Here is a 16,874-nt window from a genome sequence, read left to right as displayed (position 1 = left end):
GCACCGGACTGCTGACACCCGCGGAAAGGTCTCAGGCGCGGCGCCCGGCCTCCGCGAGGGCGTCGCGGACCTGCCGGGCCACGCGGGCCGCGTCCTCCGGGCTGTTCACCACGTCGGTGTCGTCCATGTCGATGATCAGGACGTCACTGGCCGAGTAGTGCTCGTGCACCCAGTCGTCGTAGCCGGACCACAGCGCCCGGTAGTACTCCACGAGGGCGGCGTCCTGCTCGAAGTCACGGCCGCGCAGCCCGATGCGGCTCATCACCGTCTCGAAGCTCGCCTTGAGATAGACCATGAGATCGGGTGCCTTGCGGTAGGGCAGGCCGTCGATCTCGCGCATCATCTCGTCCAGCAGCCCCTCGTACACCTGCATCTCCAGGGCGCTGATCCTGCCCAGGTCGTGATTGACCTTGGCGAAGTACCAGTCCTCGTAGATCGACCGGTCCAGAACGTTGTCGTTCTGCCGGTACGCCTCCTTGATCGAGGCGAACCGGGTCCGCAGGAAGTAGAGCTGAAGGAGGAAGGGGTAGCGCTTGGCCCGGATCTCCTCGGGGCTCGCCGTGTAGAACAGCGGAAGGATCGGGTTGTCGTCCACGCTCTCGTAGAAGACCTTGCTGCCGAATTCCTCGGCGAGCAGTTCGGCGACGCTCGTCTTGCCGATCCCGATCATGCCTCCGACGACGATCACCGACATGCCTCACTTCTCCAGGGGTCTCATGGTCGTGAGCGAGGTCCGCCGACGACCCTCAACAAAACCACGAGGCGCCACACGCTCACAAAGCCACCCCCGGGTACGCGACCGGATCAGCGAGAACGAGAGGACGGAGAGGCCGGTGCGGCGCGGGTCGGGCCGCACCGCACCGGCGGTCAGGAGGCCGCCTCGGCGGAGCGGGGGCGGGCGTCGGTGCCGGTGACCGCGGCATCGAGGTGGTCACCGCCTGAACCGTCCCCTCGCGTGCGGTGGCCGCCACCTGCGGGTGCGCGACGCTCGGGAGGACGTCGGGAACGTCGGGAGCGACCGGGGGTCGGGTCCACCGCCGTACGCCGGGGGCGGATATCGGCCCGGCACGCGTGGCGAGGGTCCTCGCCACGCCCGTGGCCGCGATCGTCACCGGCGCCGCGAGCATCAGGGCGGGCCCGTCACCCGGTTCGAGCAGGTGCAGTTGGAAGCCGGGCGTCGCGGCCGTCATGGGAGCGCCCAGCTGCGCCGCCTGCCTCCCCCCGGGACCCGGTCGCCGGGCGGACGCCACAGAAACGGCTGGCCCGGTGCGCGACACAGCCGTCGTACGAGCCGGCGCTCGGCAGTCTTGCGACGGCCGGGTGGGGGATCGCGCAGCTGCGGCGGGCCACTGCCCGGCCGACCGTCTGCGCGTCGGCCCGGCAGCGGGACGCGGTCCTCGTCAGATCGGACCGGCGACTCGCCTGCTTGCGGAGGGGGCGGAACGGCGGCGCGGGCCGGCGAGTTCGCAGTCCACCGCGACCACTCCGTCGAGGCTGCGTACCCATCCGACGGCCACCGGGATCAGCCGGACGTCCTCGACCTGCCCGGCCAGAGTCACGACGCCGTCACGGACGCTCACGCGGAGGGGTTCGGACGGGTCGCCGAAGAGGCGGGGAGCGATGGTGCTCCGGATCTCGCCTGCGATGTCCTCGTCCGTCCGCAGGAACACCTTCAGCAGATCGGAGCGGCTGACGATGCCCTTCAGCTTCCCGTCCGGGCCGACCACCGGCAGCCGTCTGACCCCATGCCGCGCCATCGCGCGCGCGGCCTCGGGCAGAGTGGCGTCAGGGCCTACGGTGACGGCCGGAGCCGTCATCAGCCCGTTCACGGTGACCGCGGCGGCCTTGCTGGTGGCGGGCTCCGGGCGGATACGGCCGTACCGGACCGGGGCGCCGTCGTACGCCTGCTCCTTGCGGAGCAGATCCGCCTCGGAGACCATTCCGACCACACGGCCCTCGTCGTCCAGGACAGGGGCCGCGCTCACCCGCCACTGGTGCAGGGCCTTCACGATTTCCTTGAAGGCCGCACTGTGGCGCAGGGCGAGGACGGTCGGGGTCATCACGTCACGCACGAGATGCGGGCTGCCGGTCATGGCGACCTCCAGGGCTCTGCTGTCGTGGTCCGACACACCCAGACTCGGTCACCCGCCCCCGCCGGTCTTGGGCCGAACGGTCCCGTTCTGGGGCCGGTCTTCCCTCAGGCCGGAGTGCCGGGGCCGTGTCGTCGGCTCACCATGGGCATGGCCGGCGGGACGGCCGGGCCGCGACCGGGGTTGACCGGCGCCTCCTCCCGCGACGGCGCGGCGCCGCCTGCCGCGCCGCGCCCGAGGTCCCGTCGAAGGCGTGGTCGCCGTGCACTGCTGCCTGGTCCGGGCACCGCGCGGAGCGAGCCGTGACGACCGGCTCGGGGCCGGTCGGCCGCGGGGGACCGGACGCGGCGCCTTCCGCGAGGCCGGGTGGACGAGCACGGGCTCGGTGACCGCGGGTACGAGCCGAAGAGCCCGCGCCCGGCCCGGGTGGCCCATGGTGCGTGCTGCCGAAGCGGCGCACGCTGGAATCCACAGCCCAGGAAAGGGAGCCGGGGCGATGACCCCCACCACCATGAGCGCGGCGTTCGAGCCCGCGCACCGCGAGCGGTTGATGAGCCTCGCCCGCGAAGCCTCCTTCGACGGCGGGACCCGTCTCTTCGAGGAGGGCCGCCGCGCCGACCGGTTCTGGATCGTACGCACCGGGACCATCGACCTCGACATGCGCGTCCCCGGTCGCCGATCGCCCGTCGTGGAGTCGCTCGGGCACGGTGAACTGGTGGGCTGGTCCTGGCACTTCCCGCCGTATCTCTGGCATCTGGGGGCCGAGGCGGTGACCCCGGTTCGGGCCTGGGAGTTCGACGCCGATTCTGTCCGCGCGCTGTGCGCCGCCGACCCCGTGTTCGGAAGGGCCGTCGCGGTGTGGGTGGGACGAGTGGTCACGCAGCGGCTGCACGCCACCCGGGTCCGGCTGCTGGACCTGTACGCCCCCTACGGCAGCGGCGACCTGTGGTGACCCGGCCCCGTCCGACGTCCTGGACGTGGTCTTCCCGGCCCCGCATGAGCCTGTGCATGGGGTGGTCAGTGACCGCCGCGACCCTGACGAGCGCGACGCCTACGCCTCGCTCGTTCCGCTGGCCGTACGCCTGGTCCAGGGCGTGGAAGGGGTCGTCCGGGTGGACTGTCCGGTCGCCTCTTGGAGTGCGACCAGCCTGGCACAGGTCACCGACGGCCTCGGCCGCCCGCCGGACAGCGGCTCGTCAACCGGGTCCCGGTGTCGGCACCGGAAGGCGCGGGGACGCGGGTCCCTCCGGGCCGCATCCGGCACGTATCACCATCTGTGCGTGTCGGGGCCCACCGCCGACCGGCGGGACCAGCCGCTTCCGCAGATCGGGCCATTCCAGGGCCTGGTGGAGCAGCGACGCCCGTACCCCGTGCACGGTGACGACCAGCAGGACGTGTTCGAGTGCCTGCCCCGCCCGCAGCCAGTCGGCCCGGTGGTCGTGGTCGGTCGACAGGACGAGGAGATGCGGATGGCTCTCGAACGGTACGGCGGTCGGTGCGCCCGGACGTCGGCGGGCGGAGAAGTCCCGCATCGGGATGCGTCCAAGGGAGTCCTGGGGACCGACGACGTCGGGGAGGAGACCGTCGGCCGCGGGGTAGGTCGCGCGAACCCAGCGGCGGCTTTCCGCCGCTCGGTCTGTGTCGGCGTCGTTGCGGTGTTCGGCCTCGCCGATCAGTCGGAGCAGAGCACCCGCGTCCGTGGGCGGTACGAGGTGGAGATCGACGCCGTCGGCACGGGCGGCGTCCTGGAGTTCCGTGACCACGGTCGTCGGCAGCGCACGGTCCGAGAAGGGCAAACGGCTGCTGTGGCGCCGCCAGAGCGCTTCGTACAGGGCCATGGGTGCCGGCGTCCTCACCGCACCGGCCAGACGCACCGTGGCCAGCAGGTCCGGTTGGTCAGGCCGGGGCAGCAGCCGGGGCACCGGCTCCCAGCCGAAGTGCGCGGCCGCGACCCGGAGGTTGAAGAGAGCGCAGCCGACCGAGACGTGCAGGGCTCTGCCGGTGGGGTCGGTGTGCCGCAGGGCTCTGTCGGTGGCGGCGCGCATCTGGAGGGTGAGGGTGCCGAGGTCCAGGCGGAAGCGCCACGGCTGCGTGTTGTGGATCGACGGCGCGGCCACGGCGGCGCCGATCAGCTTCTCCAGGGTGAACGCGTCGAGAGCCGTGGCGGGCATGGTGACTCCTTCCCCGGCCGCTCGCGGCTCACCTCGCCGTTCGGTCCCCGGTCTCGGGCTGGTCGAGGTGGGAGGCGAGGACGGCGGCCTGGACGCGGCGCTGGACGCCGAGCTTGGCGAGGAGCCGGGAGATGTGGTTCTTGATGGTCTTCTCGGAGAGGTAGAGCTTCTTGCCGATCTCACGATTGGTGAGGCCGTCGCCGATGAGGGCGAGGATGTCCCGCTCGCGAGGCGAGAGGCTCGCGAGCTCGGGCGGCACGGACGGCATGTCGGCGGGGTCCGCGCGCAGGGTGCGCATGAGGCGGGCCGTCGTCGCCGGGTCCAGCATCGACTGGCCCGAGGCGACCGTGCGGACCGCGGAGACCAGGTCGGAGCCCTTGATCTGCTTGAGGACGTAACCGGAGGCCCCGGCCATGATCGCGTCGAGGAGGGCGTCCTCGTCGTCGAAGGAGGTGAGCATCAGGCAGGCGAGATCTGGCATCTGGTCGCGCAGTTCCCGGCAGACCGTGATGCCGTCGCCGTCGGGCAGGCGGACATCCAGGACGGCGACGTGCGGGCGCAGGGCCGGGCCGCGGGCGAGTGCGTGCTGGACGGTGCCGGCGTCGCCGACGACCGCGATGTCGGGTTCGGCGTCCAGGAGGTCGGTGATGCCACGCCGGACCACCTCGTGGTCGTCCAGCAGGAACACACGGATGGGGTACTGCTCCGAGAAGCTGCGCGGCTCTGTCATTGAGGTCCCCTTGTTCCCCGAACGAAAGGCGGGCGGCGTGGCGCCCGGGACGATCATCGCTGTCCGGGGGGCGGCCGCACTAGGGCCGACCGGCCCCACTTGCCTCCTCCGGACGGTCACCCGTCAGCTCGAACTCCACGTCCACCACTCCTTCCACGGCACGGACCAGCCGCGCCGCGACGGGAACGAGAGCGGTGTCCCGGATCCGGCCGACCAGCTTCACCGCTCCCTCCCGCACGTCGACGCTCAGCAGGGAGGAGGGCGGCGGGAAGAGGTACGAGACGATCTCGCGCCGTACCTCCTCGGCGATCTCCTCGTCATCGCGCAGGAAGACCTTGAGCAGGTCGGCCCGGCTCACGACGCCCTGGAGCAGACCGAGGCCGTCCACCACGGGGAGCCGCTTGACCTTGGCGTGAGCCATCGTGCGGGCGGCTTCGGCGAGGGTGGCGTCCGGGCGGGTGGTGAGGGCGGGGGCCGTCATCAGCTGTTCCGCCGTCGCCGCACCGGCCTTCGTCAGGTCGGCGATCCGGCTCGGCCTGGCGTACGGGTCCGTGTCGCCGTCCCGGACCTCCTCCTTGTGCAGGAGGTCCGCCTCGGAGACGACGCCGACGACGCGGCCCTCGCCCTCGACGACCGGCAGGGCGCTGACCTGCCAGTCCCGCATGAGCCGCACGAGTTCCTTGAACGGTGCCCGCCGTCCGACGCTGACGACGGTCTGGGTCATGACGTCGCTCACGATGTGCGGTGTGCCGTGCATGGTCACTCCCGAGAGAACCGAGGGTGCCGGATCAGGCCGTCAGACGCCGGCGCCGTGATCCTGAACCCGTGCGCGCCGGCCGTTCCCGGTGTCCGCCGGGAAGCGTGCGCGGCACGGGTGGGCGTCGGTGTGGTGATCATGGTCTGCTCGCCGGCCGGGTGACTGACTCCTACCGTCCAGCATGCGGCGTGTGCCCGGGGCCGGAGAGGGGCCGACGGTCCCGGCAACCGGGGACCTTCAGCCCGTCCGTGAGCCCCGTACGGCCGCTCCCAAAACCCCGTCGTGGGGCGAACGATCGATCCCGCACGGCCCGTCCGCTGCGCCACGCACGAGGAGCACCGCCATGTCGAGGACCCCGGAGAGCGGCAGGGGAGCCGCGCGCGTGCCGCCTCCGCCCGCGTCCGTGCACGGCCGTCCGCCGCCCGTGCCGTGCGAGCCGCCCGCACCGCCCGCGTTCGGTCCCGTCACCCTCGCCGCCGGTTCTCGGTTCTCGGTTCTCGGTTCTCGGTTCTCGGTTGTCGGTTCGCGGGCCGGGCGGACCACCGCGAGGAAGAACCGGCTGTACCCGTTCGGAGCCTGCCCGTCGCCACCGTGAAGGACTGAGCCATGCGTATCGTCGTCGCCCTCGGCGGCAATGCCCTGCTGCGCCGCGGTGACCGCCCCGACGCGGCAGTCCAGCGAGAGAACGCCGAGCGGGTCGTCACCGCGCTCGCCGCGCTCGCCCATGACCACGAACTGGTCATCACGCACGGCAACGGCCCGCAGATCGGCCTGCTGGCCGTGGAGAGCGCGGCCGACCCGGCCCTCAGCACGCCCTATCCGCTCGACGTACTGGGCGCCGGGACCCAGGGCATGATCGGTGCCCTGCTGGCCCGAGCCCTGCACAACGCCCTGCCCGGCCGCCCTGTGGTCACCCTGGTCACCCACACCGTCGTCCGGGCCGACGACCCGGCCTTCGCACATCCCACCAAGGACGTCGGGAGGGCCCTGGCACGGCACCGCGGCCGACGCACGGGAGTGGACGCCACACCACCGCGTCGTGTCGTGCCCTCCCCGTCCCCGCGGGGCATCGTGGAGATCGCGACCGTCCGTGAACTCCTCGACGGCGGCTCGCTGGTGATCTGCGCCGGTGGCGGGGGAGTCCCCGTCACCGTCGACCAGGGCACCGGGGCACTGACCGGCGTCGAGGCGATCGTCGACAAGGACCTCACGGCCGCCCTGCTCGCCGAGGAGCTGAAGGCCGACTTCCTGCTCGTCCTCACCGACGTGCCCTGTGTGTACGAGCGCTTCGGCACCGCGGACCAGAAGCCCTTGCCGGACGCCGGGCCGGCACGGCTGCGCCGCGCCCGCCTGCCCGAGGACACCATGGGGCCCAAGGCGGAGGCGGCCGCGCGCTTCGTGGAGCGGACCGGGGGACTGGCCGCCATCGGGGCTCTGGACGCGGCGTACGAGATCGTCCACGGCCGCTCGGGCACGCTGGTCCGCCCGGACCTCGACGGCGGGTGACGGCCCCGGCAGGGTCGCTCGGCCCTGCCGGAACGGACCGACCGGCACTTCCACGACGCGAGCTGAGCTGCGAGCATCTCAGGTGAGAAGGGGTCCGAGGTCCATCACGACGCGCGGGGCCGCGGGCCCGCACCGTCGGGGCCCCGTGACTTCGGCACCCACCGCGGGACCCGGCCCCGGACCGACCTGGGACCGCCTCGCGGGACCTCCGACGGTGTCCCCGGGACCTCCCGCAGCGCGTGCTGGGGCTCGAACCGGCGGACGTGGACGTGGACGTGGAGGTGCGTGAAGGGTCCTGAGTACCTGTCACGAAGGAGGTCGGTCATGACAGTCGACGCCGACGCCTCCACGGCCACCGCCTCCGACGGCCTTGTCATGGGCAAGGACGGCATGGCAGCGCTGGTCGCCGAACTGACCGGACGCGGGTTCACGGTGGTGGGGCCGACGGTCCGGGACGGTGCGATCGTACTCGCGGAGCTGCGGTCGGCCGACGAGCTGCCGTACGGCTGGGGCGTCGAGCTGGAGGCGGGGCGGTACCGGTTGCGTGAGCGGTCCGACGGCGCGGCCTTCGCGCATGCCGCGGGCCCGCAGGCCTGGAAACCGTTCCTGCACCCGCCACGGGTGCGGGAGTGGAGTGCCGATCGGACGCCAGACGGACTGGTTCTCACGGCCGACCGGCCCGCGCCGCCGCGCTACGCCTTCCTGGGGGTGCGCCCCTGCGACCTGCGGGCCGTCGCCGTCCAGGACCGGGTGCTCACGGGTGGGACATACGCGGACGCCGGTTACGCGGAGCGGCGCACCGGGGCACTGCTGATCGTGGTCGAGTGCACGGAGCCCGGCGCCACCTGCTTCTGCGTCTCCATGGGTACCGGACCCGCGACCGGCCCCGGCTACGACCTGGTCATGACCGAGGTGGTGGACGACGCCGGGCACCGGTTCTGGATCCGCGACGGCAGCGCGGAGGGAGCCGAGATCCTGGCCGAACTGCCCACCCGGCCCGCCGGCGCGGACACCCGTGAGAGGGCCCGCGACGGTGTCACCGCGGCGGCGGGCCGCATGGGACGGACCATGCCTGAGGCCGACCTTCGTGAACTGATGGCCGGAACGCTTGACGCGCCCCGCTGGGACGACGTCGCCGGGCGCTGCCTGACCTGCGGCAACTGCACCATGGTGTGCCCCACTTGCTTCTGCACCACCACCGAGGACGTCACCGACCTCACCGGCGACCACGCGGAGCGCTGGCGGCTGTGGGACTCGTGCTTCGACCTGGACTTCTCCCAGCTGCACGGCGGCCCGGTCCGCACCTCCCCGCGCAGCCGCTACCGGCAGTGGATGACCCACAAACTCGGCACCTGGTACGACCAGTTCGGCTCGTCCGGCTGCGTGGGCTGCGGCCGCTGCATCGTCTGGTGCCCGGTCGGCATCGACATCACGGAGGAGGCCGCCGCTCTCCATGACTGGACCCGGTCCGAAGAAGCGGGACCGCCGTGACCACCGTGGCGCCTCCGCTGCCGTATCGGGTCGCCGGCTCGTGGGCCGAGACCGCCGACACCCGGTCGATCGAGCTGGTGCCGACCGGACGCGGGCTCCCGCCTTTCGCGCCGGGGCAGTTCGCGATGATCTACGCCTTCGGGACCGGCGAGATACCCGTATCGGTCAGCGCCCTTCGCGGACCCGGGGGCGGCCTCGTGTACACCGTGCGCGCGGTGGGCGCCGTCTCGGCGGCACTGTACCGGCTGCGCCCGGGTGACGCCGTAGGGCTACGCGGGCCGTTCGGCGTCGGCTGGAACCTCGCGGCGGCCGGGCAGGATCTGCTGGTGATCGCCGGAGGCATCGGGCTGGCGCCGCTGCGGCCGGTCGCGCATGCCGTCCTGGAGCGGTCGGCCGGCTACGGCCGGCTCACCGTCCTGGTGGGCGCCCGTACCCCGGCCGACCTGGTCTACCGGGACGAGATCGAGAGCTGGCGCGGCGCGGCCGAGGTCGCGGTGACCGTGGATCGTCCCGGCCCCGGCCCGCACGCGGCGGTCGGCGTGGTCACGAGCCTCCTCAACCGTCTCGACCTGCGCCCCGAACGGACCCTCGCGCTGGTGTGCGGGCCCGAGGTGATGATCCGTCACACCGCCCGCGAACTCGTCGTCGTCCGCGGCTTGGCCCCGGACCGTGTCCAGGTGTCCCTGGAACGGACCATGCGCTGTGCCACCGGCCATTGCGGCCACTGCCAGCTCGGCCCGCTCCTGCTGTGCCGGGACGGTCCGGTCGTCGGCTACGACCGCGCGGCGCACCTGCTCATGGTGAGGGAGTTGTGACATGACCACCGGACCCGCATCCGGCTTCGGACCGGCCCGCCGTCCCCGGCCCACGCTGGCCGTGTGGAAGTTCGCCTCCTGCGACGGCTGTCAGCTGACCCTGCTCGACTGCGAGGACGAACTGCTCGCCCTCGCGGACCGGGTACGGATCGACCACTTCGTGGAGATGACCTCGGCCGAGGGCGGCTCTGGCGGGGAGCCCGTGCGCCACGCTGGCCGGGGGCCGTACGACCTCTCCCTGGTGGAAGGGTCCGTCACCACCGCGGAGGACGCCGAGCGGATCCGGCACGTCCGGCGCGTCTCCCGGTACCTGGTGACCATCGGCGCCTGCGCCACCGCCGGGGGCATCCAGGCGCTGCGCGACTTCGCGGACGTCGACGAGTTCCGCGCGGCCGTCTACGCCCGCCCCGAGTACATCTCCACGCTCGGGACCTCCACACCCATATCGGCCCACGTCGCGGTCGATTTCGAGCTGCGCGGCTGTCCCGTCGACCGCCGTCAGCTCCTGGAAGTCATCACCGCACACCTTGTCGGACGCAGACCCCGGATTCCGAGCCACAGCGTCTGCTTCGAATGCAAGAGGCGCGGCACCACCTGCGTCACGGTGGCCCACGGCACCCCCTGTCTCGGCCCGGTCACCCATGCCGGATGCGGCGCGATCTGCCCCGCGTACGGACGCGGCTGCTACGGCTGCTTCGGACCCGCGACCCAGCCCAATCTGCGGTCCATGGTCGACCAGCTGCACCGCGACGGGATGACCGAGCGGGACATCCAGCGTGTCTTCCACACCTTCAACGCCACGGCCCCGGAACATGCCTCCGTACCCGAACTCGCGGCCGAGAAGCGGCACAGCTCGCCGACCGCCTCGGAAAACCGCCCTGAAAGGCCCGCATGAACCGTCGCGGAACCCGTGTCCTGCGTCTGGACGCGCTGGCAAGGGTGGAGGGCGAGGCAGCCCTCCACCTGCACGTCCGGGACGGTTCGGTCATCGCGACCAGGCTGCGCATCTACGAACCCCCGCGCTTCTTCGAGGCCCTGCTGACCGGACGCGGGCACGCCGAGCCGCCCGACATCACCTCCCGCATCTGCGGCATCTGCCCTGTCGCCTACCAGATGAGCGCCTGCCGGGCGATCGAGGACGCCTGCGGAGTCACGGTGGACGGCCCCCTCGCCGACCTGCGGCGCCTGCTGTACTGCGGCGAGTGGATCGAGAGCCACGCCCTGCACATCCACCTCCTGCACGCGCCGGACTTCTTCGGTCTCTCGGACGTGGTGGAACTCGCCCGCGACCACCGTGCGGCCGTCGAGCGTGGACTGCGGATCAAACAGACCGGCAACGCGATCGTCGAACAACTCGGCGGCAGGCCCGTCCACCCGGTGAACGTCCGGATCGGCGGCTTCTACCGGACCCCCGCGCCCGAGGAACTCCGGTCCCTGGCCGACCGGCTGCGGCGGGCCCAGGAGGACGCGCTGGAGACCGTCCGCTGGGTGGGGGCCTTCGAATTCCCCGACGCCGTGTGCGACCACGCCCTGTTCGCGCTGCGCGCTCCCGGCCGCTACGCCATCGACTCCGGGACGCCCACGGTGATGGACCCGGTGCCCCGCGAGATTCCGCTGTCCGCCTTCGAGGAGCACGTCAAGGAGGAGCAGGTCCCCCACTCGACGGCGCTCACCGCCTCCCTGGACGGCCGCCGCTTCCTGACCGGCCCGCTGGCCCGCTACGCGATCAACGGCCGATGGCTGCATCCGGTGGCGGCCGACGCGGCCCGGGACGCCGGGCTGGGCGACCCGGCCACGGGAGCGGTCTGCGACAACCCCTTCCGGAGTGTCGTCGTACGCGCCGTGGAGATCGTGCACGCCGTCGCGGAAGCCCTGCGGATCATCGACGGATACGAGCGGCCGCACCTGCCCGCCGTCGAGGTCCCGCCGCGCGAGGGGACCGGCGTGGGAGCCACCGAGGCGCCGCGCGGTCTGCTGTACCACCGCTACGCGCTCACCGGCGAGGGCACGCTCACCGGAGCCCGCATCGTCCCGCCCACCGCCCAGAACCAGACGGCCATCGAGGAGGACGTCCGCAGAGCGGTCCAGGCCCGTCTGGACCGGGGCGGACCCCCGGCCGACGACGACGAACTCACCCGCCTGTGCGAGCGGATCGTCCGCAACCACGACCCCTGCATCTCCTGCGCCGCCCACTTCCTCGACGTGACCCTGGACCGCGCGTGAGCGGCCGGATCGTGGTGACCGGTGTCGGCAACCCCCTGCGCGGTGACGACGGGATCGGCCCGGCCGTGGTGGAGGCACTCCGGGGCCGGGTTCCCGGCGGCACCGAGCTGGCTGTCAGCGACGGCGAGCCCGCGAGACTGCTCGACCTGTGGCGGGACGCGGACGCCGTGATCATCGTGGAAGCCCTTCGTGCCGACCCGGCCAGGCCCGGTGCGCTGCACACGCTGACCTCGGCGCAGGCTGCTGTCCGCGCGCGGGGCGGAGCGAGCACGCACGCCTTCGGCCTGGGGGAGTGCCTGGCCCTCGCGGAGGCCCTCGGCCGCATGCCGCCGAGGCTCGTGGTGCACGCCGTGGAGGTCGCGGACATCGGACTGGGCGATCGGCTGAGCGCACCCGTGCGCTCAGCCCTCCCGGCCCTGACCGACCGCGTGATGGCTTCCGTTCGCGAGGCGTTCGGGAGCATCCGCGAGTCGTAGGGCCGTCGGTCGCTGCGCGCGGTCGGCTCCTCCGGACCTCTCGTCGGCCGCGATCGTCTCCCATGACGTTCTTGCGTTCAGGGCCGATCGGCCCCTCCTCAGGCCCCGGTCAGCCCATGGGACAGGGCCCCGCCGCGCTCGATGCTTGTGGTGCCGACCGGTCTGTGAGGTGAACCGAGATGACCCTGCTCGAACGCTCCGGCACCCACGCGTTGCTCGCGGACGGGACCACCGTGTGCATCCGGCCCGTGGCTCCCGGCGACCGCGACCGGCTGAAGGGACTCTACGACGAGATGTCCGCGGAGAACCTCCGCCTGAGGTTCTTCTCGGCAGGCCGGCGCTCGGGCGCGATGGCCGCGGACCGGGCATGCGGCCCGGCCCGCGCCGGCCACCGGGCGCTGCTGGCCGAGGCCCAGGGCCGGGTGCTCGGGCTCGCCGAGTACGCGACGGGAGACGAGAAGGACTCCGCGGAGATCTCCGTCGCCGTGGCCGACGGACTGCACCACCGCGGCATCGGCACCCTCCTCGTCGAGCACCTGGTCTCGGCGGCCCGTGCCGAAGGCATCGCCGTCTTCACCGCCGACGCCCTGAGCGAGAACCGCGAGGTTCTCCGCCTCTTCGCCGACCTGGGCCTGCGCACCTCCCGCCGATTCGAGGGCCCGGAGACCCGCTGCACCATCCACCTCGACGAAGACGACACCTACCTCACCGCCGTCGATCACCGGGGTCGCGCCGCCGACGTGGCGAGCCTGCGCCCGCTGCTGTGTCCGGAGACGGTCGCCGTCGTCGGGGCCGGACGCACACCGGGCTCGGTCGGCCGAGCGGTCCTCCACCACATCCACACCGGCGGCTACACCCACCGCCTCTTCGCCGTGAACCCCCACGTGAGCTCGGTCCTCGGCGTGCCCTGTCACCCGTCCGTCAGCGCCCTTCCCAGGACCCCGGACCTGGTGGTCGTGGCGATTCCCGCGGAGAAGGTCCCGGCCACCGCCGAGGAGTGCGGCAAGGCCGGCGTCCGCGCCCTCGTCGTCCTCACCTCCGGCCTCGACCCCGACCAGGCCCGGGCGCTCCGCACCGCCTGCCGCACCTACGGCATGCGCCTGGTGGGCCCCAACTGCCTCGGCATCTCCCACACCGATCCCGCCCTGCGCCTCGACGCCACTTTCGCCGCCACTCACCCCCGCCCCGGCAGTGCCGGCGTCGCCGTCCAGTCCGGAGGCATCGGCATCGCCCTGCTCGAAGGCCTGTCCAGGCTCGGCATCGGCGTGTCCTCCTTCGTCTCGCTCGGCGACAAGTACGACGTGAGCGGCAACGACCTGCTTCAGTGGTGGGAGGCCGACGGCCGTACCGACCTCGCTCTGCTGCACCTGGAGTCCTTCGGCAACCCGCGCGCGTTCTCACGGACCGCCCGCCGGGTGGCCCGCAGGATGCCGGTGCTGACCGTGGACGCCGGCCGGTCCACGGCCGGCCGCCGGGCCGCCGCCTCGCACACGGCGGCCGCCGCCACGCCGACCATGACCCGCAGTGCCCTGTTCACACAGGCCGGCATCACCGCCACCGGCTCGGTGGGCGAACTCCTCGAAGCGGCCGCCCTGCTGTACTCCCAGACACTGCCGGAGGGCAGGCGAGTCGCCGTCGTCACCAACGCGGGCGGCGCCGGGGTCCTGGCCGCCGACGCCTGTGCCGAGGCCGGTCTCGACCTGCCGCCCTTCGCTCCCTCGACGGCCGACGCCCTGCTCGCGCTACTGCCAGAAGGGGCCGCCGTCGGCAATCCGGTCGACGCCACGGCCGCCGTGTCCGAGAAACAGCTCACGGACTGCGTGAACGCGCTCATGGTCTACCCGGGCGTCGACGCGATTCTGGTGGCCCTGGTCCCGACGGCCCTCGCCGTCGCGACCGGCGACCACCTGACACGCGCCCTCACCGGGGCGCCTGGCCGCAGGCCCAAGCCCGTCCTGACGGCATGCCTGGAGCAGGACCTGCCGGTGCGGCTCCTGCCCGCGGCCGACGAGGGCGGCACGATCCCGTCCTACGCCGATCCGCAGGCGGCCGCACGGGCGTTGGCCCACGCGGCTGACCGCGCGGCCTGGCTGGCCCGCCCGGCCGGTACGGTACCGGCCCTGGCCGATGTCGAAACCGAGCGCGCCCACACCATCGCCGACGCCTATCTGGTCGCTCATCCGGACGGCGGCCGACTCGACCCGCACACGTGTGCCGACCTGCTCGCCTGCTACGGCGTCCCGCGGATCCCATGGGCCTGGGCCGAGACCGAGGACGAGGCCGTCCGCGCCGCCGAGCGGCTCGGCGGCGTCGACGGCCGGGTGGTCATGGAGGCGCACGGACCGGCCCCGGTCCACGGGAGCGAGGAGCAGGCGGTTCCTCTCGACCTGCGCGGTGAGCCGCAGGTCCGCGCCGCCTTCCGGGAGTTGCAGAGCCGTTTCGGCGACCTGCTGACCGGAGTGGTCGTCCAGCCGCTCGCCCGGCGCGGCACCGAGCTGTTCGCCGGTGTGGTCCAGGACGAGGTGTTCGGTCCGCTCGTGCTGTTCGGGCCCGGCGGCAGGGCCACCGACGTGCTCGCCGACCACGCCGCCCGGCTGGCACCGCTCACCGACCATGACGTACACGACCTGATCACGTCCCCGCGGTGCGCGCCCGTGCTGCTCGGCGCGCCCGGCAGCGGACCCGTCGACCTCGGGGCCGTCGAGCAGCTGATCCAACGGCTGTCCCGGATGGCCACGGACCTGCCGCAGCTCGTCGAGGCCGAGTTCAACCCCGTCCTGGCAGCCGCGGACGGCGTGAGCGTCCTCGACGCACGGGTGCGACTGGTGCCGCGCCGGCCCCAGGACCCCTATCTGCGCAGGCTCCGCTGAGCGGCGAGGAGGGCACCACGGCGCCCGACGATCTGGCCGGGCGGCCCGTGTGGTTGTTCAGCAGGATCCCACGCCCTGGATGTTTCGCTTCACCATCGGCCGGCCTCGGACCCCCTTCACAGGGCCGAAGGTCCCTTCCGTGGCGCCGCCCGGCCCGGTCCCGGCGGCTCCTGGAGCACGCTCCATGCGACGGGACCGAGCAGGTCGCCCAGCTGCCGGAAGACGTCCAGGAAGAGGTCGTCGATCGTGAGCACTCCGACCAGCCGGCCCAGGTCGAGGACCGGCAACCGGCGCACCCCCGCGCGCCCGAAGGCGCGGTAGGCCGCCCGGAGATCGTCGTCGGCGTCGACGGTGACGACGTCGGCCGACATCACCGCGTGCACGGGGCAGTCTGGAGTCAGGCCGCCGCCGAGGCCTCGGAGCGCGATGTCGCGGTCGGTCACGATGCCGCGCAGCTCGCCGTCCTCCACGACGAGGACGCAGCCCACGCCGCGTTCGGCCATCCATCGGGTCGCCTCTTCCAGGGAGGTACCGGGGGTCACGTGCACGGGAGGCGCGGTCATCGCCTGGGACACCTTCATGCGCATGCTCCTTGTCGTCGTTCGTCCGTCGTCGGGTCGTGCCGCGGGCGCGGTCGGGCCGGGGCGCCGGCTTCACACGATGTCGAGAACGTCGTCAAGGGGCCGCCGGGCGCTGCGCTGTCCTTCGGGGCCGTGGCCGAGCCGGAGCACCATCTGTACGTGACCCATCGCGGAGCGGGGGTCGCGGGCCGCCCACCGCAGGTCCGGCCACTCGAGGGGCTGGGAGGTCACGGAGGCGACCAACCCGTCCGCCGTCGCCCGCAACAGCACGCGCTCCAGCGCCTGCCCGGCGCGCAGCCAGTCCACGGGGCCGTCACCGGTGGTGCCGAGCAGGGCGACGTTCGGCGTCTTCTCGAACGACGCCCGCGGACGGTCGGGCATCGGGCGTCCGGCGGCGAAGTCGCGCACGGGAGCGTTGCCGTCACGGCGTACGGGACCGAAGGCCTCGGCGGGAATCCCGTCGGACGGTGCCACGGCACCCGTCGGTTCCACATGCGTCCACCGTGCGGTCTCCTCGCGTACCCCCGGGGCCTGCGCCTCCCACTGCTCGGCGTCCCACACCAGATCCAGGACCTCCCGCACGTGCCAACGACCGGGGAACAGCAACTGGGCGCCTTCGACGTCGGCGGCTCGGCACAGGCCCTCACGTGTCGCGGCGGCTATCTCTTCGTCGCGGAACGGGTGGCGACTGGAGTGACGGCGGGCGACCGCGGGACGCAGCAGAGCCAGCTCGGCGTCCGGCGGCCCCGTGCCGCACAGCCGCACCTCGGCGAGGAGATCCGGGCGGTCCGGTTCCGGCAGCAGCCGCACGACCGGCGCCAGCATCGAGGCGGCGGCGGCCACGCGGAGGTTGAGCAGTGCGGCCCCACAGCTCACGTGCAGACCGCGCCGCTGCGGATCGGTGTGCGGCAGGGCGCGTGTCAGGTCCGCGTACACGCGCAGGACACCGCTGTCGCGGAGATAGCGGAACCTCCAGGGCTGGGCGTTGTGCTGCGAGGGCGCGGCGACGGCGTCCGCCACCAGCGTCTCGACGGTGTGCGTGTCGACCGGTTCCGCGGTCATGGCGACTTCCCTCTCCTTGGCTTCGGCCGGGGATCACCGGGCCCGGTCATGACGGCCCTCCGCGCCGACGGGCCGCCGGGTCCGGGGGCCGCGGACGCCTGT

15 protein-coding genes are annotated in these 16,874 nt (G+C 73.0%); 8 read left to right on the top strand and 7 right to left on the bottom strand.

Features of this window, described 5'->3' with window-relative positions; genetic code table 11:
* Positions 1-31: 31 nt before the first annotated feature.
* Both ACIRQ9_RS07965 and ACIRQ9_RS07960 read right to left on the bottom strand, forming a co-directional pair.
* Positions 32-694 carry a deoxynucleoside kinase gene (locus ACIRQ9_RS07965; protein WP_404168315.1) on the bottom strand — a complete coding sequence of 221 codons (663 nt, stop codon included), beginning with the start codon at positions 692-694 and terminating at the stop codon, positions 32-34.
* Between the two features lie 706 nt (positions 695-1,400).
* Entirely contained in the window at positions 1,401-2,129 is a 729-nt protein-coding gene (locus tag ACIRQ9_RS07960) for a CBS domain-containing protein (RefSeq protein ID WP_404168313.1), read from the bottom strand.
* Between the two features lie 457 nt (positions 2,130-2,586).
* Between ACIRQ9_RS07960 and ACIRQ9_RS07955 the strand changes: the two genes are divergently transcribed.
* Entirely contained in the window at positions 2,587-3,042 is a 456-nt protein-coding gene (locus ACIRQ9_RS07955; protein WP_404168311.1) for a cyclic nucleotide-binding domain-containing protein, read from the top strand.
* Positions 3,043-3,286: 244 nt separating this feature from the next.
* Here the strand turns inward: ACIRQ9_RS07955 and ACIRQ9_RS07950 are convergent, their stop codons facing one another.
* The 3 genes from ACIRQ9_RS07950 to ACIRQ9_RS07940 form a co-directional block, all read right to left on the bottom strand.
* Positions 3,287-4,261: an Acg family FMN-binding oxidoreductase gene (locus ACIRQ9_RS07950; protein ID WP_404168309.1), complete on the bottom strand. Its 975-nt coding sequence runs from the start codon at positions 4,259-4,261 to the stop codon at positions 3,287-3,289.
* Between the two features lie 28 nt (positions 4,262-4,289).
* On the bottom strand, positions 4,290-4,991 hold the full coding sequence (locus ACIRQ9_RS07945) for a response regulator (RefSeq protein ID WP_404168307.1): 702 nt from the start codon (positions 4,989-4,991) through the stop codon (positions 4,290-4,292).
* Between the two features lie 79 nt (positions 4,992-5,070).
* Positions 5,071-5,748 carry a CBS domain-containing protein gene (locus ACIRQ9_RS07940; protein ID WP_404168305.1) on the bottom strand — a complete coding sequence of 226 codons (678 nt, stop codon included), beginning with the start codon at positions 5,746-5,748 and terminating at the stop codon, positions 5,071-5,073.
* A 606-nt stretch (positions 5,749-6,354) separates the two neighbouring features.
* Between ACIRQ9_RS07940 and ACIRQ9_RS07935 the strand changes: the two genes are divergently transcribed.
* From ACIRQ9_RS07935 to ACIRQ9_RS07905, 7 genes are all read left to right on the top strand, one after another.
* Positions 6,355-7,254, top strand: coding sequence for a carbamate kinase (locus ACIRQ9_RS07935; RefSeq protein ID WP_404168303.1), 900 nt, complete (start codon positions 6,355-6,357; stop codon positions 7,252-7,254).
* A gap of 324 nt (positions 7,255-7,578) precedes the next feature.
* Positions 7,579-8,745, top strand: coding sequence for a 4Fe-4S dicluster domain-containing protein (locus ACIRQ9_RS07930; RefSeq protein ID WP_404168301.1), 1,167 nt, complete (start codon positions 7,579-7,581; stop codon positions 8,743-8,745).
* A complete protein-coding gene (locus tag ACIRQ9_RS07925; RefSeq protein WP_404168299.1) occupies positions 8,742-9,560 on the top strand; it encodes an FAD/NAD(P)-binding protein in 819 nt (272 codons plus the stop codon). Before ACIRQ9_RS07930 ends, ACIRQ9_RS07925 begins: the two co-directional genes overlap by 4 nt.
* A gap of 1 nt (position 9,561) precedes the next feature.
* A complete protein-coding gene (locus ACIRQ9_RS07920; RefSeq protein WP_404168297.1) occupies positions 9,562-10,455 on the top strand; it encodes an oxidoreductase in 894 nt (297 codons plus the stop codon).
* Positions 10,452-11,783 (top strand): Ni/Fe hydrogenase subunit alpha, encoded by a 1,332-nt coding sequence (locus ACIRQ9_RS07915; protein WP_404168295.1) that lies wholly within the window; start codon positions 10,452-10,454, stop codon positions 11,781-11,783. The genes ACIRQ9_RS07920 and ACIRQ9_RS07915 overlap by 4 nt, the downstream gene beginning before the upstream one ends.
* Positions 11,780-12,259: a hydrogenase maturation protease gene (locus tag ACIRQ9_RS07910; RefSeq protein ID WP_404168293.1), complete on the top strand. Its 480-nt coding sequence runs from the start codon at positions 11,780-11,782 to the stop codon at positions 12,257-12,259. The genes ACIRQ9_RS07915 and ACIRQ9_RS07910 overlap by 4 nt, the downstream gene beginning before the upstream one ends.
* A 179-nt stretch (positions 12,260-12,438) precedes the next feature.
* Entirely contained in the window at positions 12,439-15,129 is a 2,691-nt protein-coding gene (locus tag ACIRQ9_RS07905; protein ID WP_404168291.1) for a GNAT family N-acetyltransferase, read from the top strand.
* Between the two features lie 116 nt (positions 15,130-15,245).
* On the opposite strand, the gene ACIRQ9_RS07900 is transcribed toward ACIRQ9_RS07905, so the two are convergent.
* Positions 15,246-15,710 carry a CBS domain-containing protein gene (locus tag ACIRQ9_RS07900; protein WP_404168289.1) on the bottom strand — a complete coding sequence of 155 codons (465 nt, stop codon included), beginning with the start codon at positions 15,708-15,710 and terminating at the stop codon, positions 15,246-15,248.
* Between the two features lie 72 nt (positions 15,711-15,782).
* A complete protein-coding gene (locus ACIRQ9_RS07895; protein ID WP_404168287.1) occupies positions 15,783-16,772 on the bottom strand; it encodes an Acg family FMN-binding oxidoreductase in 990 nt (329 codons plus the stop codon).
* Between the last annotated feature and the right edge of the window lie 102 nt (positions 16,773-16,874).

It is taken from the genome of Streptomyces sp. NPDC101237, from assembly GCF_044767465.1.
GTDB classification, from domain to species: domain Bacteria; phylum Actinomycetota; class Actinomycetes; order Streptomycetales; family Streptomycetaceae; genus Streptomyces; species Streptomyces gramineus.
The sequence above is the reverse complement of the archived record's forward strand: the minus strand, read 5'-3'. Positions and strand labels throughout refer to the sequence as shown.

Bases quoted from the DNA above. Each gene is read 5' to 3' on its own strand.
- ACIRQ9_RS07950 (WP_404168309.1), bottom strand. From the start codon at position 4,261: ATGCCCGCCACGGCTCTCGACGCGTTCACCCTGGAGAAGCTGATCGGC.
- ACIRQ9_RS07940 (WP_404168305.1), bottom strand. From the start codon at position 5,748: ATGCACGGCACACCGCACATCGTGAGCGACGTCATGACCCAGACCGTC.
- ACIRQ9_RS07920 (WP_404168297.1), top strand. From the start codon at position 9,562: ATGACCACCGGACCCGCATCCGGCTTCGGACCGGCCCGCCGTCCCCGG.
- ACIRQ9_RS07915 (WP_404168295.1), top strand. From the start codon at position 10,452: ATGAACCGTCGCGGAACCCGTGTCCTGCGTCTGGACGCGCTGGCAAGG.
- ACIRQ9_RS07955 (WP_404168311.1), top strand. From the start codon at position 2,587: ATGACCCCCACCACCATGAGCGCGGCGTTCGAGCCCGCGCACCGCGAG.
- ACIRQ9_RS07965 (WP_404168315.1), bottom strand. From the start codon at position 694: ATGTCGGTGATCGTCGTCGGAGGCATGATCGGGATCGGCAAGACGAGC.
- ACIRQ9_RS07930 (WP_404168301.1), top strand. From the start codon at position 7,579: ATGACAGTCGACGCCGACGCCTCCACGGCCACCGCCTCCGACGGCCTT.
- ACIRQ9_RS07900 (WP_404168289.1), bottom strand. From the start codon at position 15,710: ATGAAGGTGTCCCAGGCGATGACCGCGCCTCCCGTGCACGTGACCCCC.
- ACIRQ9_RS07935 (WP_404168303.1), top strand. From the start codon at position 6,355: ATGCGTATCGTCGTCGCCCTCGGCGGCAATGCCCTGCTGCGCCGCGGT.
- ACIRQ9_RS07945 (WP_404168307.1), bottom strand. From the start codon at position 4,991: ATGACAGAGCCGCGCAGCTTCTCGGAGCAGTACCCCATCCGTGTGTTC.
- ACIRQ9_RS07895 (WP_404168287.1), bottom strand. From the start codon at position 16,772: ATGACCGCGGAACCGGTCGACACGCACACCGTCGAGACGCTGGTGGCG.
- ACIRQ9_RS07905 (WP_404168291.1), top strand. From the start codon at position 12,439: ATGACCCTGCTCGAACGCTCCGGCACCCACGCGTTGCTCGCGGACGGG.